The sequence below is a fragment of the Synechococcus sp. 1G10 genome (assembly GCF_002252625.1).
Taxonomy (GTDB): Bacteria; Cyanobacteriota; Cyanobacteriia; order PCC-6307; family Cyanobiaceae; genus Regnicoccus_A.
This window is the reverse complement of sequence record NZ_NQKW01000009.1, coordinates 108,079-126,521: the sequence shown is the minus strand read 5'-3', so window position 1 is coordinate 126,521 and position 18,443 is coordinate 108,079. Positions and strand designations below refer to the sequence as shown.

The window sequence follows — 18,443 nt, the reverse complement described above, 5'->3', positions numbered from 1 at the left end:
AGATGTGGTGTCAGCTGGCCGCTGGCTCAGGGCACCAGGGCCGCAACCGGCCGCTTCTCCATCACCCTGGCTGCCTGCTCGTAGTTGTGGGCCACCTGCAGCAGGAGGGGCTCCTCGAGCACGCCGGTGATCAGCTGCAGGCCGATCGGCAGGCCGCTGTCGTCGAAGCCGCAGGGCACATTGATGGCCGGCAGGCCGGCCATGTTCGCCGGGATCGTCAGCAGATCGGCCAGGTACATCGCCAGGGGATCCTCGGCGTGGGCACCGAAGCGGAAGGCGGTGGTGGGGGAGGTGGGCGTGAGCAGCACGTCCACCTTGGTGAAGGCGGCGTCGAAGTCGCGCCGGATCAGGGTGCGCACCTGCTGGGCTTTCTTGTAGTAGGCATCCACATAGCCGGCAGAGAGGGCATAGGTGCCGATCAGGATGCGGCGCTGCACCTCATCACCGAAGCCCTCGGCGCGGCTGCGGGCCGTCATCTCCGCCAGGCTGCCGGCCTGCTCGGAGCGGTAGCCGTATTTCACGCCGTCGTAGCGGGCCAGGTTGGCCGATGCCTCCGATGGGGCGATCACGTAGTACGTGGCGATCCCGTCGTTGAAGCGGGGGCAGCTCACCTCCACCAGCTCGCAGCCGAGGGCCTCCAGCTGGGCGGCGGCCGCCAGCACCGAGGCCTTCACCTGGGGATCGAGACCATCGGCCTCGAAGCATTCCTTCACCAGCCCCACCCGCAGGCCCTTCACAGGCTTCTGCAGGGCAGCGCGGTAGTCGGGAACCGGGGCCTTGAGGCAGGTGCCATCACGGCGGTCCTCACCGGCGATCACCTGAAGCAGCTCGGCGGCATCGGCCACGCTGGTGCTGAATGGCCCCACCTGATCCAGGGAGCTGGCGAAGGCCACCAGGCCCCAGCGGCTCACCCGGCCGTAGGTGGGTTTGAGGCCCACCACACCGCAGAAGGCGGCCGGCTGACGGATCGAGCCGCCGGTGTCGGAGCCCAGGGAGGCGACGCATTCGCCGGCGGCCACGGCGGCGGCGCTGCCACCGGAACTGCCGCCCGGCACCCGCTCAGGGTTCCAGGGGTTGCGGCTGGGCCCGAAGGCGGAGGTTTCCGTCGAGCTGCCCATGGCGAACTCGTCGAGGTTGGTCTTGCCGATCAGGATTCCGCCGGCCTGCCAGAGCCGCTCGGTCACGGTGGACTCATAGGGGGGCACGAAGTGCTCCAGCATCCGGCTGGAGCAGGTGGTGCGGATGCCCTTGGTGCAGAGGTTGTCCTTGATCGCCAGGGGGACGCCGGCCAGGGGCGGCAGGGTGTCGCCAGCCGCCCGGGCTGCATCGATGCGGTCAGCATCGGCGCGGGCCCGCTCCGCGGTCACTTCCAGGAAGGAATGCAGCTCTGCGTCGACGGCCTCGATCCGGGCCAGATGCTGGTCGGTGAGCTCCCGGGCCGACATCTCGCCGCGCTCCAGTTGCCCACGCCACTCGGCGATCCCCATCAGCCCTTGCCTTGCATCGAGCGACGCTATCAGCCAGGGTCCAGGTCTTCGGTGAGGGGTTCGCCGCGGCGGACCTGCAGCAGTTCGTGCTCCATCGAGCCCGGTTGCTCATTGCTCACATCGCCGAGAAAAACAGGAAGCTTTGCCTCCAGATCCTCCCGGCGCACGAACGGCCCGAACCAGTAGACGACATGCGGCGCCTGGGTTTCCACCCGTGCCCACCAGGCCACCCCAAGACCGTTGGCCATGCCTCTGAGCAGCCGAATCAAGGGGTTCATCGAACCGTGGCGAACCGCACCATTGTGCCGATCGAAGGGCCCCGCCCCCGTATCGAATCCGGCGCAGTCAGGGGCCGATGCATCACAGGCGGATGTCCCCCTGGAACGGCGAGCCGGTGGCGGGTGTGAAACCCAGCTCGATCTCTTCCGGGAGGGACACCCGCAGGTCCAGCTCAGGAGCGGGTTCCTCTGCAGCAACCTCCGGACTCTCGTCTTGGATCACGTCCTCGGTTACGTCCTGGATCACGTCATCGATCCCCTCCCGGACCACGTCCTCATTTGCCTCCTGGATCACTCGTTGTGTGTTCGCATGAATCTCCTGATCGATCACGTCCTCGACGACAGCCTCGATTTCGCCCACGCTGCTCGCATCCGGAGCTGGATTGAACGAGTCGTGGGCCTCTGGTGTTGGCTCAAAAGAAGCGTTGGCTTCTGGGGTTGGCTCAAACGGAGTGTCGGCTTGGGGGGTTGGATCGATCTGAGCTTTTGCTTCCGGATCTGGGCTTGTGGTCTCTGGTGCTGGTTCGATCGAGGCATCGGTTGTGGTTGTCGTGCCTGATTCGCTGTCGCTCAGGGCGGCATCCGGCTCCTGTGCGGTTTCCAGGGCTGGGCTGCTGTTGCTGGCGGCTGCGGTGGTGGGCACCTGGGGCCGCACCAGCCGCGGAGCCGGGGCGTTGCCGCTGATGTTCTTCATCCAGCCCCGTCGGGCGATTTCGTAGAGCAGCAGCGCGGTGGCCACCGAGGCGTTCAGGCTGGGGGTGGCACCACGCAGGGGGATGCGGATCAGCTGGTCGCAATGTTTGCGGGTGAGCATCGAGAGGCCATCGGCCTCCGAGCCGGTGACCACCACCAGGGGGCCATCGAGATCAGCTTCGATCAGGCTCACATTGCCTTCCTCGGCCAGGCCCACCACGCGGTAACCCGCGTCCTTGAGCTGCTCGATCGAGCGGTTGAGATTCACCACCCGGGCCACGGGCAGGTGCTCGAGGGCGCCGGCCGCCACCTTGGCCACCGAGCCGGTGAGACCCGCGTTGCGTCGCTGGGGCAGCACCAGGCCATGGGCGCCAAGGGCCTCGGCGCTGCGCACGATCGCTCCCAGGTTGTGGGGATCGGTGAGGCCGTCCACCGCCATCAGCAGCGGCGCTTCACCGATGCCGCTGCAGCCTTCGATCAGGCTGGCCAGATCCAGGGTTTCCGCCGCCGCGGCCTGCAGCACGATTCCCTGGTGGACGGCGCCGCCGCTGATCTGTCCCAGGCGTGCCCAGGTGACTTCCTCCACCAGCACGCCACTGGCCTTGGCATCGCGCAGCAGTTGCAGGAAGCGCGGAGCGAAGCGCAGCTCCGGGGTACACCAGATGCGGTGGATCGGACGGTCACCCTCCAGGGCGGCCTGGGTCGAGTGGCGGCCCCAGATCAGGTCGTCGGCCGGCTCGGCTCCGAACCGCTCGGAGCTGCCGCTGCTCTCGGGTCCTGGCGCCTCCGGTTCGCTGAAACGGGGCGTGCGGGCGGGGGGGCGCCCCGGCTGAAAGCGGGGCCTGTCCCCATCGGGTCGGCTGAAGCGCGGAGCTCCGAAGCTGGGGCGACGGCCTTCAGGACGGGTCGCTGGACGACCCTCAGGGCGGCCCTCAGGGCGCCCTTCGGAGCGGCCCGAGGGCGATGGGCGGCGCTCGGGTTTGCCTTCGTAGCGTCCCTCAGGCCGCCGTCCCGCTCCCGGGCGCTGGTCGTCGAAGCGCCGTGACGCGGGGCGGGTGCCGATCACGCGGGTGGGACGGCCCGCCGGGCGGGCCTCCCCCTGGGGGCGCTGGAAACTCTCACGCCGGGGGGCGTCCGGCCGGTAGCCGCCACGGCTGTCCTGGGGCCGACCGGCACGCCCGTCACGGCTGTCGCGCTCGGAGCTGCCGCCGGAGCCTCCACCGGTGCCGCTGCCGCCGCTGCCGCGCCATTCGGGGCGGGGACTGCCGAAGCGGGAGGGTTTACCTCCCCTGGCTCCGCCGGAAGGGCGATCACCGGAGCTGGCACCCTTTGGCCTGCGGCCCTCAAAACGTTGGCTCATGGGTCGCTCGGCAAAGGGTCAGAAAGGTCGGTCTCGTCCAGATGATCCAGAAGCTGGGCAAGCCGCTCGGGATTCCGCAAAAAGAGCCAGCCCACCATTGTCTCAAATCCCGTGGCCCGGCCGTAGCTGGCCGGATCACCGCCGCGAGGGCCGCGGCCGGCACGGTTGCGGCCGCGGCGCACCAGTTCCCGCTCCCGTTCATCCAGCAGCGGCTCCAGCCGCTCCAGTGCGCGGGCCTGGGCCTGGGCCCGCACCTGGGCAACCACTGCCTGGTGCAGCTCATCGGGGCGCCCTGCCTGGTGGCAGTGGCGCAGGCGCTGGTGGAGCTCCCACACCGCGTCCCCCAGCCAGGCGAGCTGGAGGGCACCGAGGCGCTCGGGCTGATGCCGATGCCGGGGGTCAGGTTGGATCTGGCGCAGCCAGGCCCGGCCGTCGGGGTCAGGGTTTGGCAAGGGCGGCCAGGGCCGTCTCCAGGTCGGGTTGGAGGTGCAGGAACTGCTCCAACCGCACCAGTTTCACCGTCTGGATCACCCGGGCATTGCCCACCATCACAAAGGCGACCTTGGCATCGGCGCATTGCTTGGCCAGTTGGACCAGCACCCCCAGCCCGGAGGAATCGATGAAATCGATGTGGGTGAGATCCAGCAGCACCGCCCGCTGATCGCTGCCGCGGTGTTCGGTGATGAACTCGCGGAACTGCTTGTCGGAGTAGGCGTCGAGCTGGCCGGTGAAGCTGAACAGCAGACAAGTCTCCCGTCGCTCGAAGCCGCCCCGCAGGGATACGGTCAACCGTTGCAGTTCAGAAATCGTTCCAGCCCTCGCGGGAATCAAGAGGCACGAAGTGTAAGCAGTGATGGGAGCTGCAACACCTGGACCCTGAGTTCAGTTGCGCCGCTCGGCCATCAGGCGCACGAACCGGCCGAAGTGGTGATCCGCGTCGTGGGGGCCGGGGCTGGCCTCGGGATGGTACTGCACCCCGAATACCGGCTGATGGCGATGGCGCAGGGCCGCCACGGTGCGGTCGTTGAGGTTGTGGTGGGTGATCTCCACCAGGTCCTGGGGCAGGGAGCTGGGCTCGAGCGCGAAGCCGTGGTTCTGGCTGGTGATCTCCACCAGGCCCTCACCGCCACAGGGATGGTTCAGGCCGCGGTGGCCATAGGCGAGCTTGAAGGTGCTGCCGCCCAGCGCCAGGCCCAGAATCTGGTGGCCCAGGCAGATGCCGAACACCGGCAGATCGGCGTGCCCGAGCAGCCCCTTGGCCAGGGCGATGCCTTCCGCCACTGCCGCCGGATCGCCCGGGCCATTGGAGAGGAACACCCCCTCCGGCTCCAGCGCCAGCACGTCGGAGAGGCTGGCGCTGGCTGGAAGCACCGTGACCGCGCAGCCATGGGCCGTGAGCCGCTCGAGGATGGCGCGCTTGATGCCGAAATCGATCGCCACCACCTGATACGGCTTCTCCGGCGAGGGTTGCAGGCGCTGATCGAAACCGGTGGCGCACAGCTGCTGCCAGGGGTAGGCGCTGGGGGTGCTCACCTGCGCAGCCAGGTTGAGTCCCTCCATCGAGGGGCTGCGCCGCACCAGCTCCAGCAGCTCGCGGGGGGTGGTGCCATCGCTGCAGATCACGCCGTTCATGGCGCCCCGCTCGCGCAGGTGGCGCACCAGGGCGCGGGTGTCCACCCCGGCGATGCCCACCACCCCGTGGGAGGCCAGCCAGCTGGGTAGGTCGCCCCGGCTGCGCCAGCTGCTGGGGGTGGGCGCCAGCTGGCGGGCGATCACGCCGCGCACGTGAGGGGCGTCGGCCTCCTGATCCTCCGGGTTGACGCCGGTGTTGCCCAGTTCCGGGTAGGTGAAAGTCACCAGCTGACCGGAGTAGCTGGGATCGGTCATCACCTCCTGATAGCCCGTCATGCCGGTGTTGAACACCACTTCACCGATGGCGGTGCCCCGCGCCCCGAAGGCCGTGCCCCGCAGCAGGGTGCCATCGGCAAGCACCAGCACGGCCTCGTTGGCAGTCGGGCTGGCGCTGGCAGGGTCGGTGGTGCTGGCCGATGCCGGGGCTGCAGCGCTCAAGGGGGAATGCTCAGGTGAATCGATCATCTCCCAGGCGGCGCTCAGCTGTCTGAAGGTGGCTCCTGCAGGGCCGCTTTGAGCTGCTCGAGCCGTTGCCAGGGGGCCTCGCCGCTGAGGGCCACGAGGGCCTGCTCCAGCCCCTCTGGCACCGAGTCGGCCAGCCCGGCGGCCCAGAGCACCAGGGCCGTGTTCAGGGCCACCACCTCGCGTTGGGGGGCGCTGCCCTCTCCGCGCAGCACGGCTTCGAGGATGCGGCGGTTGGTCTCGAGATCTCCGCCGGCCAGTGCCGAGAGGGGGGCCAGCTCCAGGCCCAGCTCCTGGGGGTCGACCTCCAGGGCACGCACCGTGCCCCCCTCCACCAGCCGCAGCTGATTGACCCCCGCCAGGGAGGCCTCATCCAGGCCGCCATGGCCGTGCACCACCACCGCTCGCTCCAGCCCCAGCCGCGCGAGGGCATCGGCCATCGGCTCCAGCAACTCCGCTTTGGCCACCCCCAGCACCTGCGCTTCCGGCCGCATGGGATTCACCAGCGGGCCGAGCAGGTTGAAGACGGTGCGCACCCCCAGGCGCCGACGCACGGGGGCAAGTTCCACCAGCGCCGGATGCCAGCCCGGGGCAAACAGGAAGGTGACCCCGCTGCTGGGCAGGGCGGCCACAACCGTATTGAGATCAGCTTTGAGGTTGAGGCCGATCGCTTCGAGCACATCGGCCGAGCCCACCTTGCCGCTGGCGCTGCGGTTGCCGTGCTTGGCCACCGTCGCGCCACAGGCAGCCGCCACGAACGCCACGGCCGTGGAGATGTTGAAGGTGTCGGCCCCGTCGCCGCCGGTGCCGCAGGTGTCGACCAGCTTCAGGGGCGGGCGCTCACCGGGCAGGCAGGATGCCTCCCGCAGCACCCGTGCCATCGCCGCCAGTTCCTCGCCGCTCAGCCCCTTGCAGCGCAGGGCCGCCAGCAGGGCACCGGTGAGTTCGGGCTCCAGGCCCCCCGACAACCAGCCCTGCATCAAGGCCGTTGCCTGCGGCTCCGAGAGCGCCTGGCCCTGCAGCAGCTGCTCCAGCAGGGTGGGCCAGGGGGAGGGAGCAGCCATCGGTGTGAGAGGGAGGTAGTTGAGGCGCGGTAAGGGAGGCGCGGTCAGAAAAAAGCCCGGGTGCGAGGCACGCCGGGCCGGGTGATGGGGAATCTCCACTATCTCCCCCTGCGACGCTCCGCTTCGGCCAGCCAAGGCACCGACCGTGCCCTTGCTCACCGTTCGTTACTCCTCGGTTCGTTACCCCTCGGTCGAGGCGGTGTCGAAGCCACTGCCCACCGCCTCGGCACCCACAACAGCTCCGGGGCGGTAGCCCTGTGCCCAGATGGCGCGGGTGCGCTGATGCAGCTCCTCCAGGCTCAGGCCCCAGAGGCGCAGGGTCTTGCCGAGATCCTCCTGCAGGTCATCGGCGCCGGGGAAGCCGTCGTATCGGTTGAGCAGCCTGGCCAGTTCCGTCAGCTGGCCGTCGCTGGGTTGCTGGGCCGCCAGCAGGCCGTCCACCAGCTCCCTGTCGGTGGCATAGAGGGGATGGGCCTGGGAGTGGGCGGCGGAGCCGTCGGACGGGGCCATGGGGCGAATCCTTAGGTTGGGTCCATCTGCTCCGCATCATGGCCGCCATACGTCTGGGCCTGATCTGGCGCTACCTCCGCCCCCATCGGCGCGAGGTCTACTTAGGTGTCGCCGCCCTGTTGGTGGTGAACCTGCTGAGCGTCAGTATTCCGCTGCTGGTGAGAGGCGTCATCGACGACCTCCATGACGGTTTCGCCGCCTCGACGGTCCTGCGTCAGGCGGGGCTGATCGTGCTGCTCGCCACCGTGATGGCGGCCGCCCGCCAGACCTCGCGCATGCTCGTCTTCGGCGTCGGACGGCAGGTGGAGGCCGACCTGCGCCAGCGCCTGTTCGATCACATGCTGCGCCAGGAGCCTGGCTGGGTGCAGGCCACCGGCAGCGGAGAAGTGATCAGCCGCGCCACCAGCGATGTGGAGAACGTGCGCCGGCTGCTGGGTTTCGCCGTGCTCAGCCTCTCCAACACCGCTCTGGCCTATGCCCTCACCCTGCCGGCGATGCTGGCGATCGACCCTTTGCTCACCCTCGCGGCAGTTGGGCTCTATCCGGTGATGCTGATGGTGGTGCGCCTGTTCGGCGGGCGGATGATGCGTCAGCAGAGGCGCCAGCAGGAGGCACTCGGCAGCCTCAGCGACCTGATCCAGGAAGATCTCTCCGGCATCAGCGCCATCAAGATCTACGGACAGGAGAACCATGAGCAGGGGGCCTTCTCCCGCCGCAACGACCTCTACCGCGATGCGGCGCTGTCCCTGGCCCGGACCCGCAGCACGCTCTTCCCGCTGCTGGAGGGCATTTCCTCGATCAGCCTGCTGCTGTTGCTGGCCCTGGGCAGCGGCCAGCTCGAGAGCGGCCGGCTCAGCATCGGCAATCTGGTGGCCCTGATCCTGTTCGTGGAGCGGCTGGTGTTCCCCACCGCCCTGCTGGGCTTCACTCTCAACACCTTCCAGACCGGCCAGGTGAGCCTGGAGCGGGTGGAGGAGCTGCTGGCGCGGCAGCCGCGGGTGGTTTCGCCGCCCGTGCCCCAGGCGCCGGCCCGGGTCGCGCGCGGAGCGGTGGAGGCCCGGGGGTTGAGCGTGCGCTACGACGGCGCCCAGCGCGATGCCCTCAAGGAGGTGAGTTTCCAGTTGCGGCCAGGAGAACTGGTGGCGCTGGTGGGCCCGGTGGGGTGCGGCAAGACCACCCTGGCCCGGGCCCTGGGGCGGATGGTGGAGGTGCCCGAGGGGCAGCTGTTCCTCGATGGGGTCGATGTCACGGCTCTCAGCCTCGATGACCTCCGCCGCCAGGTGGCCCTGGTGCCCCAGGAGGGCTATCTGTTCACCGCCACCCTGGCCGATAACCTGCGCTACGGCGACCCGGACGCCGACGACGCGCGGGTGGAGGCGGCGGCCAAGCAGGCCCGCCTCGCCGGTGACATCCGCGGCTTCCCCGATGGCTACCAGACCCTGGTGGGGGAGCGGGGCATCACCCTCAGCGGCGGTCAACGCCAGCGGGCGGCTCTTGGCCGGGCCCTGCTGGTCTCAGCTCCCCTGCTGGTGCTTGACGACGCCCTGGCCAGCGTCGATAACAACACGGCCGCAGCGATTCTTGATTCGATCCGTGCCGAAAAGGGGCGCACAATTCTGATGATCAGCCATCAGCTCTCCGCCGCCGCCGCCTGTGACCGTGTGCTGGTGATGGAGGACGGCCGTCTGGTGCAGCAGGGCCATCACCAGGAGCTGGTGGCGATCCCCGGCACCTACCGGCGCCTGTGGGAGCGGCAGCAGGCAGAGGAACGGCTGCAGCAGGTGGCCTGATTCGCACGAGTTGTTGAACAGCACAGACAAGCCCGCGGGGAGGGGCTTAGCTGAGGCAGATCCTGCGAGGACGATGGAGAACCCCAAGGGCTACAACCTGCGCTGCACGCTCACCTTCGGCGACATCTACGGCCAGGTGCTGGTCTGGATGCTGGTGATTTTCGTGAGTCTGGCGGCGGGGCTGGCTCTGATGGGCTCCAGCAAGCCGATCTTCGCCCTCGTGGGGGTGGGGGTGATCCTGGTGCTCTCGCTGCCATTCCTGCTCTTCGCCTTCACCACCACCCTGCTCAACCACATCGCCCTCGATCCTTCTCCGGCCCCGGACCGTGTTGCTTAGGGTCTGAGCCTTGAACCAGCAGTCATGTTCGGACTCTTCAACCAGGCCCTCGGCGCGGCCAAAGGCCGGATCGTTTCGGCTGATGAGGCCCTGCCGGGGCGCGACACCCCGATCCCCACGGCAGGCACGCATGTGGTCCTGGGCAGCCCCCTGCAGGCGCCGCTCCAGCCCGGCCAGGAGGAGGCCTTGTTCGGCTGCGGTTGCTTCTGGGGAGCGGAGAAGGGTTTCTGGCGACTGCCCGGGGTGATCACCACCGCCGTGGGTTACTGCGGCGGTCACACCCCCAATCCCACCTACGAGGAGGTCTGCTCCGGCCGCACCGGCCACACTGAAGCGGTGCGGGTGGTGTGGGACACCGATCAGGTGGGCTTCGCCGATCTGCTCAAGCTGTTCTGGGAATGCCACGACCCCACCCAGGGCATGGCCCAGGGGAACGACAGCGGCAGCCAGTACCGCTCCGCGATCGTGACCAGCACCGAGGCCCAGGCCGAGCTGGCCCACGCCAGCCGCGATCACTACCAGCAGCAGCTCAGCGCCGCCGGCTTCCCGGCGATCACCACCGAACTGCTGGCCGGCAAGCCCTTCTACTTCGCCGAAACCCACCACCAGCAGTACCTGGCCCGCCCCGGCTGCCGCCCTTACTGCTCCGCACGCCCCAGCGGCATTCGCCTCACTGCCTTCCCCGGCGCCGACTTCAAGCTCCCGGCCTCGGTCTGGGAGCACTACGACTGGAGCCAGCCCCATTGCGTCCTGCGCAGCCCCGGCGGTCCCATCACGCTCTGAAGCCAATCGGCGACGCAGGGCCCCAGCGTTGCTGCGGGGCGATGGCAGCAGGGGACTGTGGCCAGGCGCGCTACATGGAGCGGGAGCCGATTCCGGCCAGCCGCGGAACCCTACCGGGAACTCCTGGGCTCATGGGAAAGACGGCCCTCCGTGATGGAGTGCCGCCAAAGCCGCGTCGGCGGCGACAGACACAAGGACGGAGAAGGACTGCAGCATCCGTGGCGGCACGACCGAAGACCTTCATGGCGGGCAGTGAGATCGGCGGTATCCATCCGGGACTGCAGGCAGTCAACTCGCATCGTGATTGCGGCCGCTCGCCGTGCCTGGGATCCACCATCGGGCTCACACCCGGTCATCCAGACAGGGGGCCTGCCTCCTGTGAGTTGATGCTGACAAGGATGGCCTGAACTGGCATACCGGAAAGAGCCCAGCTGGGAGGTGGTACCTCAGAATCTGCCTTCAACAATCAAGCGTCATGCGTTCTCCGGCCATCCTGCTTGCCTCTGCCGTTCTCCTGAGCACCTCCGGCCTTGCTGTGCCGTTGCAGGCCAAGGAGAGCCGCCCCAACATCGATGTCTCCAACATGATGAGGTTCTGTCAGGGCGAAGCGGCCTCCAAGTACAGCGTGAGCCCTCGCGACATCAGCACCCTTCCGGTGGAGCGCACGAACAACAACTACCGCGTCTACGGGCAGACCCCTTCGGATGGCGATCGGGCTCTGTTTTTCTACTGCGAGTTCAACCAGCATCGTGAATTCGACGGCGTCACGATGACCAGCGACAAGCGCTCCAGCGGGAACAGTGGCGGTACCGCCAGGGAGAGTGTGAATGTGGAGGACATGGCACGGTATTGCACCGGTATGGCGGCTGAGAAGTTCAAGCAGAGTCCTCGCTACATCACAACCAACGCGCCCGTCCGCCAGTCCAATGGCACCTACACGGTGTACGGGCAGTACGATGCTTCCACCAACTACACTCAGTCCTTCGTTTGCACCTACAATTCCAGTGGTGTGTTCAAGAAAGTAGAATGAGAAGCCATCAGGTCCATAGCCTGACCTGACATCCATAGCCCCGCTGCTGCTTCAGTTGATCCACCCTGGCAGCAGCGGGCGATCGCCTTCTTGAGGGCTGTGTGTGCGTCACTGATCACCAGCTGCACGCCAGTGAGCCCGCGCTAACACAGCGCCGCAAGAAGGCCGGTCCAGAAGCCCGCCGACACGCTGTCGCCGATGGCAATGCCAAGCACCTCTCGGTAGCCGAGGGCATTTATGCCGATCGCCACCACCACGGCCCACGACACCACCTGCATATTCCTGCCAGCCGGAGGTGGAGCTATGTCGCATCGGGGTAGACATAGGGGAAGCGGGCATGGTCTGTGTTCGGTTTGGTGGTAGTACTCCGAACAGGGTCATAGACCGGCCCACCTATCGCTACAGCCCAGGCCTGAGGGAGGCGAGCTGTCAGCCTCGGCTACGATAGAGTTGGTCCTCCGGAGTTACATAACTCCTTAGGGAAGCTCTGATCAAGACAGCTTAATCCAAGCAACCTAGTCGCACTCTCGTCGCTGAGACGATACTGAGCATATTAGCGCGCTTTTGCTCACAGCAACCCTCGCTGAGACCTTCGGACAGTCTCCACTGTGCGGTTTGCCTGGATTTCTGGATGAATGTCGACTAAGACACACTAAACCCTTGTACTACGGTGGATCAGGTATTCGTTTCCTCACCATCCAAAGGTTTGCCAGGGCAAAGAGCAACTTCAGTTTGAGGTCGTTCTGGTGGCTCCGCCACGCTCGCCCTGCGGGCTCGGTAAGCGGATGCCTCTGTAGAAGACCTACCGGAAGCCAAACTGGCATTTGATGATCCGAAAGGGATGCTCCACTTTGGCGCGGAAGTGGGCTTTCGCCGTCTCAATCAGATCCAGAAGCCTGCCCTCTGGTGTCCCTGGAAGCACTCTGCGCTGGCCGGGCTTCATGGCAATCCTGAACTCAGCCTCGCAGTTCTGGAAGTCGTTTCGTTTCTCGTTGCCAACGGCTTCCGCGCAGCGGTTGCCGATGTGGCCGGCATCCCCATTGATGAGGCGTTCATCCCCATGGAGCCGCTCAGCTGCTGTGTTCAGCTCATGAACGTTGGCGGCGGTGCTCTCAACAGAGTGGACCAGGCCAGATGCGGCATCAACGCCGATGTGGCAGCGCAGCCCATAGGCGAAGCCTTCTGCGAAGCAGTGGAACCACTGCTTGCCCTTGGCCACCGAGTGCATTTCAGGATCCCTCTCCTTCCGCTTGTTCTAGTGGCTCCGCCACGCTCGGCCTGCGGCCTCGGTAAGGGTGGAGCTGGGGGCATTGATGATCGTGGCATCAAGGATCGTTCCTTCCCTCAGCATCACTCCCCTCTCGCTCAGCATCTGGTTCACACCCTCAAGGATCTGCTCCGCGATCCGGTGCTCTTCCAGCAGATGCTGGTAGGCGAAGCCTTCTCCGCAGGAGTGGTTGAGGATCGTGGTCTCATCAGGGATCCTCCCATCCATCGTCTCGATTCCGGCGAAGCGGCGGAATCAGGGCGTATCGATCAGCATCTCCTCCATCAAGGGATCTGAAAGCGTGAACCACTGCTGCAGCAGGTAGATCCGCAGCATCGTGGCCAGCGGCTAAGGCGGACGACCGCCTTTCTTGCTGGTCCTGGGGTAGTAGGGGTAGATCGGTTAGATCAGTGCCTGCCGGGCACCACTTGGTCCATATCGGCGAGGAACATCTCGCGTTTGGTGCGTTTCTTGGCAGTGGTCTACTGGTAATCACCGAAACCGAGCTGCTTGCCGCCCATTAACCCAGTCCTAGCGAAAGATCACGTGGTCATTGTCCCGCGATTGGGCTCTATTTTCCAGAGGCTCCTTAGATAAGTTGGCCCACAGTTAGCCAAAGACGGCATAACCCTCTCTGAATACTCGACCACCGCTCGCCAGGAGCAGGAGTGCACCAGCAAGACACGACAGCAAAACAAGCAGTAGATCCAAGCGCAAAAATCGAAGGCCGATAGGATTCTTGCGAAAATCGGCGGGCCTGGCAGAATAATAGCGAGAGAAGCTGATCGCGCGAAAATACAAATACCAGCCAAAGCAAATGAAAAACAGTCCCATCAAAAGATTGGGTATCCAGTTGCGGGGGCTCAAGGCGATGCTGACAATTGCCAGGGCCCCAGTGCCAGCCCACAAGGCTGAGCCAACAATGGCCAAATATTGGTACCATCCTATTAGCTTCATTCTACCCTGACTAAGTTAGGCCATAATGCGAAGATGACTTCTGCATCCTAACAGTCAGCCCAGTCAGTCCAGTCAGTCCGTTCAGCAATAAAGACGGTTTAGCGGGCCATGATCAGGGAGGATACACCGTTCTCGGTCCCCGAAGCGCTGAGTCATGAATGGCAGTCCTGCAGGCAGCAGGAGTCTCAATTGCTGGATTTACTTGTAGGGGGTTGTATCCCAGTAGACGAAGATTGACTGCTTGGCCAGTCTGTAGATATGGATATTGCCATTATTTTCAAGTTCGCGCGTTGCCGGCTTGCCATTTGAATCGTGATAAGCATTGGGTTTATTGCCGACGGGGGTCAGCTCTACGCGTTGGCCATTCTTGAGCTGGATGCTCACAAAACCTTGCCTCTGTGAAAAGGTGCACAACCCAGAGGAGGTGGCCCGATCCTCACCCTTCGGAAACACATCGCAGCGGGCCTTGACCGTATCAGCCTGCACTGGAAGCACGGCAGACATCCCACCAAAACTCAGCAAGGCAGCGCTTAGCAGAGGAGCGAAGCGATGAGTGGACTTTGCAACATTCTGCACAAGATTCTGCACCAGACTTCTCCTGAAGATACGGCGTGAACATATCAATGCGACTGTAGGACTGGGTTGGGCCGGCAGCAAGGATCTCGAGTGGTTCAAGAGGAGTCCCAGGGGTTGTGTTCACCGCCCCCCGCTTCGCAGCATCGCCACCAGGGCCCAAAGTCCCAGGGCGATGAGCAGAGGACCGATCAGCAGCAGATCCACCCGGATGTTGGCCTCGGGCGTGATCGCCTGAACAAGCGACTCCCAGCAGGCGAAAGCCAGCCAGGCCAAGGTGTTGGCGAACAGCGACTGACGGCTGCGGGAAAAGGCCAGGGCCGCCAGGACCCACAGCAGAGCCACGGCCAGGATGAGCAGTGGACGGCCGATCAACAGAGACAGGGTTGCCACCATCTCGCCGGCCTCGCCAATGACGATGTTCTACACAGCTTGCTTGCCTGAGCTGGTCGGGTGGCACTCATCGTGAAGACCCTGGAGACCACTTCGAGGCCTGACAGCAGCAAGGGCGACGATTTCGATTGCCACACCATCGCTCCTGGAGACCACCGCCTTCACCGTGCAGGTTTGCTGCTCGAATAACGATTTCTTCCAGAAAGAAGGCAAGCAAACGAACGTAACATACCTTGCCATTGCTATTCCATCATCCAGCTACAGGGGTCAACCCATGAACGTTCTCTGGTTTCTCCTCGTCGGCGTCATCGCCGGCTGGCTGGCGGGTGTGATCGTCAAGGGCGGTGGCTTCGGGTTGATCGGCGATCTGGTGGTAGGCATCATCGGCGCCCTGATCGGTGGCCTGCTCTTCAGTGGCCTCGCCGGTGCGGCCGGTGGCGGTGTGCTGGGCAGCATCCTGGTGGCCACCCTCGGCGCTGTGATCCTCCTGGTGGTGCTGCGAGTGCTCAAGCGGGCCTGATCGGATCCGGCTGGCTACGGTCTTGGAAGAGGCGCTCGGGCCAGCCCGGTGCCCCTTCACCGTTCTCTTGCCGAACCACCATGAGCCTGGACGACAAGATCAGGGCCACCGCCAAAGACACCGAGGGCAAGCTCCAGGCCGCTGCCGGGGAACTCACCGGCGACGATCGCCTCAAAACGGAAGGTGAAGCCAAGCAGCTCCAGGCCAAGGTGATGGGGGCCGCCGGCGACCTCAAGGACCAGGTCCAGGGGGCTGCCGGCGCCATCGGTGATGCCATCAAGGGACTCGGCGGGAAGGGGGACTGACCCCTCAGGTTCCGGTCGGTGAGAGAGGTGTCTCCGCTCAAGTTCCTGCCGGCCGCGCTGGCGGTTGCGGTCTTGGCCCGGTGCGCAGGCTCTGCGGCCGTGCCTCCACCGCCGGAGCAGAGCGCTGCGAACTGTTCCACACCCACCTACGCCAGTGATCAGCTGGTGTGTGCCGATCCCGCTCTGCTGGCTCTCGATCACAGGATGGTCCGGCTGCTGGCAGCCGCCAGCTCGTCAGTACCGGCTTCACTGCTGCACTGGTTTGAACCGCAAGCGGTGTGGTTCCGCAGGAGGAGCCGCTGTGCCTTCTCGGACCGCCATGCCGCCTGCCTGAGGGCGGCCTACCGCGAGCGGATCGAGATCCTTTCCGCCCTTGCAGGGCGGGCGGCCAGTCAGTGGCGCCCTGCGGCACTCCCGGTGGTCTGCAACACCGCTCCCTGGGGCAACGGGCCGGTGCGTCTTCACTCGAGCCACGAGGGGCCGCTCAACATTGAGGACAACCGCGGCACGGTTCTCGTGGTGGCCAGCTCCCTCCAGCCTCGGGATGACTGGACGCCCTTTCTTCGCATCGTCATGGAGAACGAAGGGATCCGGCTCGAACCTCTCGAGGGCAGCGCGGTTCGCTGCCGGTTCCTTCACGATCAGCCCCCTGGAGAGGTTGCGCCGCCTGGGCATCCTCCACAGTGAATGGCCATGGCTCCCTCCCCATGGCTTACGCCGCAGACTTCAATGCATCCCTTCAAGAGCAGGGCCTGCCCCCCGCCTACCGCTTCGAGGCCGAGGTGCACCAGGCGCAGCAGGCCCTGCCGGGCAGCCTCGATGCCCTGCAGGCCTTTCGCCGCAGCCTGCCGGCCCTGTTCGAGCCCTGCCGGATCGATCCGAACCGCGACGGCTTCGCCGTCATGGTGACCTCCCAACCCGAAAGCTTCGGGCTCACCGCCAGCGCCAGCGGTGATCAGATTCGCGCGGTGATCCTGCAGGGCCTGGAGGGCGATCCCGATCTGGCCTTCCACCTGCTGCCCGCGGGCGAGGAACCTCAGGCGGCCGATGGCACGCGGTTGTTCCCGCCGGAACAGGGCGAAACGGTGGTGGACCACTGGATCTGGTACGTGCGCTGCCCCGGCTTCTTTCCCGGGCCTGCCTGGCTGCTGCAGCGCCGCGACGGACAGGAACCTCCCTATGCCTACGGGTATCTGTGATGGTCGGCTCCCAGTGGTGGGGGTATGAAGAGATTCACTCTTCCTTCACCTGGATGGACCGCCTTCACCGCCGCTTCCCTCTTTCGCTGCGTGTCATCCTGCCCCTCCTGCCTCTTGCGGCCAGCAACGCCCTGGCACCACCACTGCAGGCCCAGACTCCCACCCGCGCCAGCCCCACGGTGGTGCGCTCGGTGCCGCCCGAGTCCCGGCCCAACCCTGCCCTTGAGGCAGCCCTGCGGGAGGTTCTCTTCCCGGTACGCATCGACGACGGCCAGGGTCACGGCCCCGATCCCGGCAGCGCCGAGGGCGAGATGGTGAAGCGCAACAAGATCAAGGCCGAATGCGAGCGTATGCGTGCCCCTCGCTACGCCTGGAGCCGGGTGGATCTCAACGGCGATGGCAGACCCGAGGTGGTGGCCCAGGTGTTGGGAACGCTGTTCTGCGGCACAGGCGGCTGCCCGCTGCTGATCTTTCGCGAGCCCAGCCCCGGCCGCCTGCAGCTCATCACCCGGATGAGCTTGTTCAAGGATCCCTTGATCGTGACCGAGCGGCGCCACAACCGCTGGAAGGAACTGATCACCCGGGTGCGGGTGGATGCCGGCACCGGCTACTACGCCGAGCTGCGCTACGACGGACGCAGTTATCCCACGAACCCGAGCGTGGCGCCGGCCATTCCCCTGCGCCGCCCGGAACCCGGCACCGCCTACCTGGCGTGGAATGACAAGGATCCCCGCGCCCATGCCCTTCCCTGCGAAGGTGCCCCCCAGAACCGGGGGCTTTGAGCACGGACGCCGGGAGTCAGATCCATGGGCCTGGCTTCACCGATCGCCGTGTCCCGTGCGGCTGTCCGTGATGCTGCGTACCGGCTCGGCCTTGCTGACCAGCTGGATATCAGGAGATGGCCGTTCCGATCGCCATCCTGGAGAGGGGAGAGCCCCAAGGGCCTGACGATGTTGGGTATGCGATCGAGCAAGCTTCTCGCGCGCTTAAGCCACCTAACCGGGGGGTCCCTCAGCTCAGCTCGACGCATGAGCCGGGCGTTCCCCTCCGCCCGCTTTCCTGGCGCCTCCTGCCGCTGTCGTCAGGCGAAGTAGCCGCTGCGGGCCACCCCCAACAGCCGGCACAGCCAGGAGACGGAGTGCTGACCGGCGAGCTGATCGATCAGGCGAAACCTCTCGGCGGCAGCTGCTCCTTCGCAATTTGTGCTGCCGCCAGCCTGAAAAAATCCCTCTCCCTCCTGAACTCTTCGTTCTCCTTGCGGAGCCGGTTGAGCACAGCCCGTTCCTCGCTAGTGAGCAGGTTTTGATCCCTGGGTCCAGCCTGACCGTGGTCGACGCGGGCCTGGCGCACCCAGCGCGCCAGGCGGCTGGAGGTAAGACCAAGCCGCTGGGCCACGTCATTGCAGGAAAGGTGCTCCTGCAGGCAGATCTCCACGATCTCGGTCTTTTGCTGCACCGTGAGCCGGCGCCGTGGTCTGGTGGGGTCTGAGCGGAGCAACGGCTCACCGGCGCTGGAGCAGCGGCTGGACTTGGTGAGATCCATCGCAGACTTGGTGGCTATGAAGTCCTGCTTGGCCGGTTGGGCAGCATTTCATCCCCTTGGGTGAGGACGACACCAGCGTGGTGGCCAACGCTGAGGCAGAGGCCAGGCACGTGCCCGCCGCGGGCGGGCCTGCTGCAGGAATGGACCGGCGGGGATGGTGGCCGGTGTCGTTGACCTGGGCTTCTTTGAAGTGGGGGATGGTGAAGGTCACCCGCCGATTGCTGCACCTGCAGCTGTGAGGTCGAACGCGGCGTGCTGCTG

At 65.9% G+C, this 18,443-nt stretch carries 22 protein-coding genes and 1 pseudogene; 10 read left to right on the top strand and 13 right to left on the bottom strand.

Annotation, left to right across the window (positions count from 1 at the left end):
* Positions 1–26: 26 nt before the first annotated feature.
* From gatA to CJZ82_RS10220, 8 genes are all read right to left on the bottom strand, one after another.
* Positions 27–1,487 carry an Asp-tRNA(Asn)/Glu-tRNA(Gln) amidotransferase subunit GatA gene (gene gatA / locus CJZ82_RS10255; protein ID WP_094555669.1) on the bottom strand — a complete coding sequence of 487 codons (1,461 nt, stop codon included), beginning with the start codon at positions 1,485–1,487 and terminating at the stop codon, positions 27–29.
* 29 nt (positions 1,488–1,516) lie between these two features.
* Positions 1,517–1,765, bottom strand: coding sequence for a DUF1816 domain-containing protein (locus tag CJZ82_RS10250; protein ID WP_094555668.1), 249 nt, complete (start codon positions 1,763–1,765; stop codon positions 1,517–1,519).
* 82 nt (positions 1,766–1,847) lie between these two features.
* The gene (gene rlmB / locus CJZ82_RS10245; RefSeq protein ID WP_233130185.1) at positions 1,848–3,818 is read right to left on the bottom strand and encodes a 23S rRNA (guanosine(2251)-2'-O)-methyltransferase RlmB; all 1,971 of its coding nucleotides are present in this window, start codon (positions 3,816–3,818) and stop codon (positions 1,848–1,850) included.
* Positions 3,815–4,237 carry a ribonuclease III domain-containing protein gene (locus CJZ82_RS10240; protein ID WP_094555701.1) on the bottom strand — a complete coding sequence of 141 codons (423 nt, stop codon included), beginning with the start codon at positions 4,235–4,237 and terminating at the stop codon, positions 3,815–3,817. Before CJZ82_RS10240 ends, rlmB begins: the two co-directional genes overlap by 4 nt.
* A 19-nt stretch (positions 4,238–4,256) precedes the next feature.
* Positions 4,257–4,607, bottom strand: coding sequence for an STAS domain-containing protein (locus CJZ82_RS10235; protein WP_094555667.1), 351 nt, complete (start codon positions 4,605–4,607; stop codon positions 4,257–4,259).
* Between the two features lie 93 nt (positions 4,608–4,700).
* The gene (carA, locus tag CJZ82_RS10230; RefSeq protein WP_233130184.1) at positions 4,701–5,915 is read right to left on the bottom strand and encodes a glutamine-hydrolyzing carbamoyl-phosphate synthase small subunit; all 1,215 of its coding nucleotides are present in this window, start codon (positions 5,913–5,915) and stop codon (positions 4,701–4,703) included.
* A 14-nt stretch (positions 5,916–5,929) separates the two neighbouring features.
* Positions 5,930–6,976 carry an anthranilate phosphoribosyltransferase gene (gene trpD, locus CJZ82_RS10225; protein ID WP_094555666.1) on the bottom strand — a complete coding sequence of 349 codons (1,047 nt, stop codon included), beginning with the start codon at positions 6,974–6,976 and terminating at the stop codon, positions 5,930–5,932.
* A gap of 180 nt (positions 6,977–7,156) precedes the next feature.
* Positions 7,157–7,486 (bottom strand): DUF3288 family protein, encoded by a 330-nt coding sequence (locus tag CJZ82_RS10220; RefSeq protein ID WP_094555665.1) that lies wholly within the window; start codon positions 7,484–7,486, stop codon positions 7,157–7,159.
* A gap of 38 nt (positions 7,487–7,524) precedes the next feature.
* Between CJZ82_RS10220 and CJZ82_RS10215 the strand changes: the two genes are divergently transcribed.
* The 4 genes from CJZ82_RS10215 to CJZ82_RS10200 all read left to right on the top strand — a co-directional run bounded on the left by CJZ82_RS10215 (position 7,525) and on the right by CJZ82_RS10200 (position 11,426).
* Positions 7,525–9,276 (top strand): ABC transporter ATP-binding protein, encoded by a 1,752-nt coding sequence (locus CJZ82_RS10215; protein ID WP_094555664.1) that lies wholly within the window; start codon positions 7,525–7,527, stop codon positions 9,274–9,276.
* 73 nt (positions 9,277–9,349) lie between these two features.
* On the top strand, positions 9,350–9,613 hold the full coding sequence (locus CJZ82_RS10210; protein ID WP_094555663.1) for a hypothetical protein: 264 nt from the start codon (positions 9,350–9,352) through the stop codon (positions 9,611–9,613).
* A gap of 24 nt (positions 9,614–9,637) precedes the next feature.
* The gene (gene msrA / locus CJZ82_RS10205; RefSeq protein WP_094555662.1) at positions 9,638–10,396 is read left to right on the top strand and encodes a peptide-methionine (S)-S-oxide reductase MsrA; all 759 of its coding nucleotides are present in this window, start codon (positions 9,638–9,640) and stop codon (positions 10,394–10,396) included.
* Between the two features lie 475 nt (positions 10,397–10,871).
* Entirely contained in the window at positions 10,872–11,426 is a 555-nt protein-coding gene (locus CJZ82_RS10200) for a hypothetical protein (protein WP_094555661.1), read from the top strand.
* Positions 11,427–11,569: 143 nt separating this feature from the next.
* On the opposite strand, the gene CJZ82_RS17890 is transcribed toward CJZ82_RS10200, so the two are convergent.
* The 4 genes and pseudogenes from CJZ82_RS17890 to CJZ82_RS10180 all read right to left on the bottom strand — a co-directional run bounded on the left by CJZ82_RS17890 (position 11,570) and on the right by CJZ82_RS10180 (position 14,619).
* Positions 11,570–11,698: a transposase gene (locus tag CJZ82_RS17890; RefSeq protein ID WP_158218547.1), complete on the bottom strand. Its 129-nt coding sequence runs from the start codon at positions 11,696–11,698 to the stop codon at positions 11,570–11,572.
* A gap of 393 nt (positions 11,699–12,091) precedes the next feature.
* A pseudogene (locus CJZ82_RS10195) lies at positions 12,092–13,145 on the bottom strand (IS5 family transposase).
* A gap of 703 nt (positions 13,146–13,848) precedes the next feature.
* Positions 13,849–14,238, bottom strand: a complete 390-nt coding sequence (locus CJZ82_RS10185; protein ID WP_198949727.1) for a hypothetical protein — start codon at positions 14,236–14,238, stop codon at positions 13,849–13,851.
* Between the two features lie 108 nt (positions 14,239–14,346).
* Positions 14,347–14,619, bottom strand: coding sequence for a hypothetical protein (locus tag CJZ82_RS10180; protein ID WP_094555658.1), 273 nt, complete (start codon positions 14,617–14,619; stop codon positions 14,347–14,349).
* 271 nt (positions 14,620–14,890) lie between these two features.
* On the opposite strand from CJZ82_RS10180, the gene CJZ82_RS10175 reads away from it, so the two are divergent.
* From CJZ82_RS10175 to CJZ82_RS10155, 5 genes are all read left to right on the top strand, one after another.
* Entirely contained in the window at positions 14,891–15,136 is a 246-nt protein-coding gene (locus CJZ82_RS10175) for a GlsB/YeaQ/YmgE family stress response membrane protein (protein ID WP_094555657.1), read from the top strand.
* Positions 15,137–15,216: 80 nt separating this feature from the next.
* A complete protein-coding gene (locus CJZ82_RS10170; RefSeq protein ID WP_094555656.1) occupies positions 15,217–15,441 on the top strand; it encodes a CsbD family protein in 225 nt (74 codons plus the stop codon).
* Between the two features lie 99 nt (positions 15,442–15,540).
* Positions 15,541–16,128, top strand: coding sequence for a hypothetical protein (locus CJZ82_RS10165; RefSeq protein ID WP_143593627.1), 588 nt, complete (start codon positions 15,541–15,543; stop codon positions 16,126–16,128).
* Positions 16,129–16,148: 20 nt separating this feature from the next.
* Positions 16,149–16,640: a hypothetical protein gene (locus tag CJZ82_RS10160; RefSeq protein ID WP_094555654.1), complete on the top strand. Its 492-nt coding sequence runs from the start codon at positions 16,149–16,151 to the stop codon at positions 16,638–16,640.
* 53 nt (positions 16,641–16,693) lie between these two features.
* Positions 16,694–17,422: a hypothetical protein gene (locus CJZ82_RS10155; protein ID WP_143593626.1), complete on the top strand. Its 729-nt coding sequence runs from the start codon at positions 16,694–16,696 to the stop codon at positions 17,420–17,422.
* A gap of 379 nt (positions 17,423–17,801) precedes the next feature.
* Here the strand turns inward: CJZ82_RS10155 and CJZ82_RS10150 are convergent, their stop codons facing one another.
* Positions 17,802–18,182, bottom strand: a complete 381-nt coding sequence (locus CJZ82_RS10150; RefSeq protein WP_094555652.1) for a transposase — start codon at positions 18,180–18,182, stop codon at positions 17,802–17,804.
* A gap of 56 nt (positions 18,183–18,238) precedes the next feature.
* Between CJZ82_RS10150 and CJZ82_RS10145 the strand changes: the two genes are divergently transcribed.
* The gene (locus CJZ82_RS10145; RefSeq protein WP_094555651.1) at positions 18,239–18,421 is read left to right on the top strand and encodes a hypothetical protein; all 183 of its coding nucleotides are present in this window, start codon (positions 18,239–18,241) and stop codon (positions 18,419–18,421) included.
* Positions 18,422–18,443 lie beyond the last annotated feature (22 nt).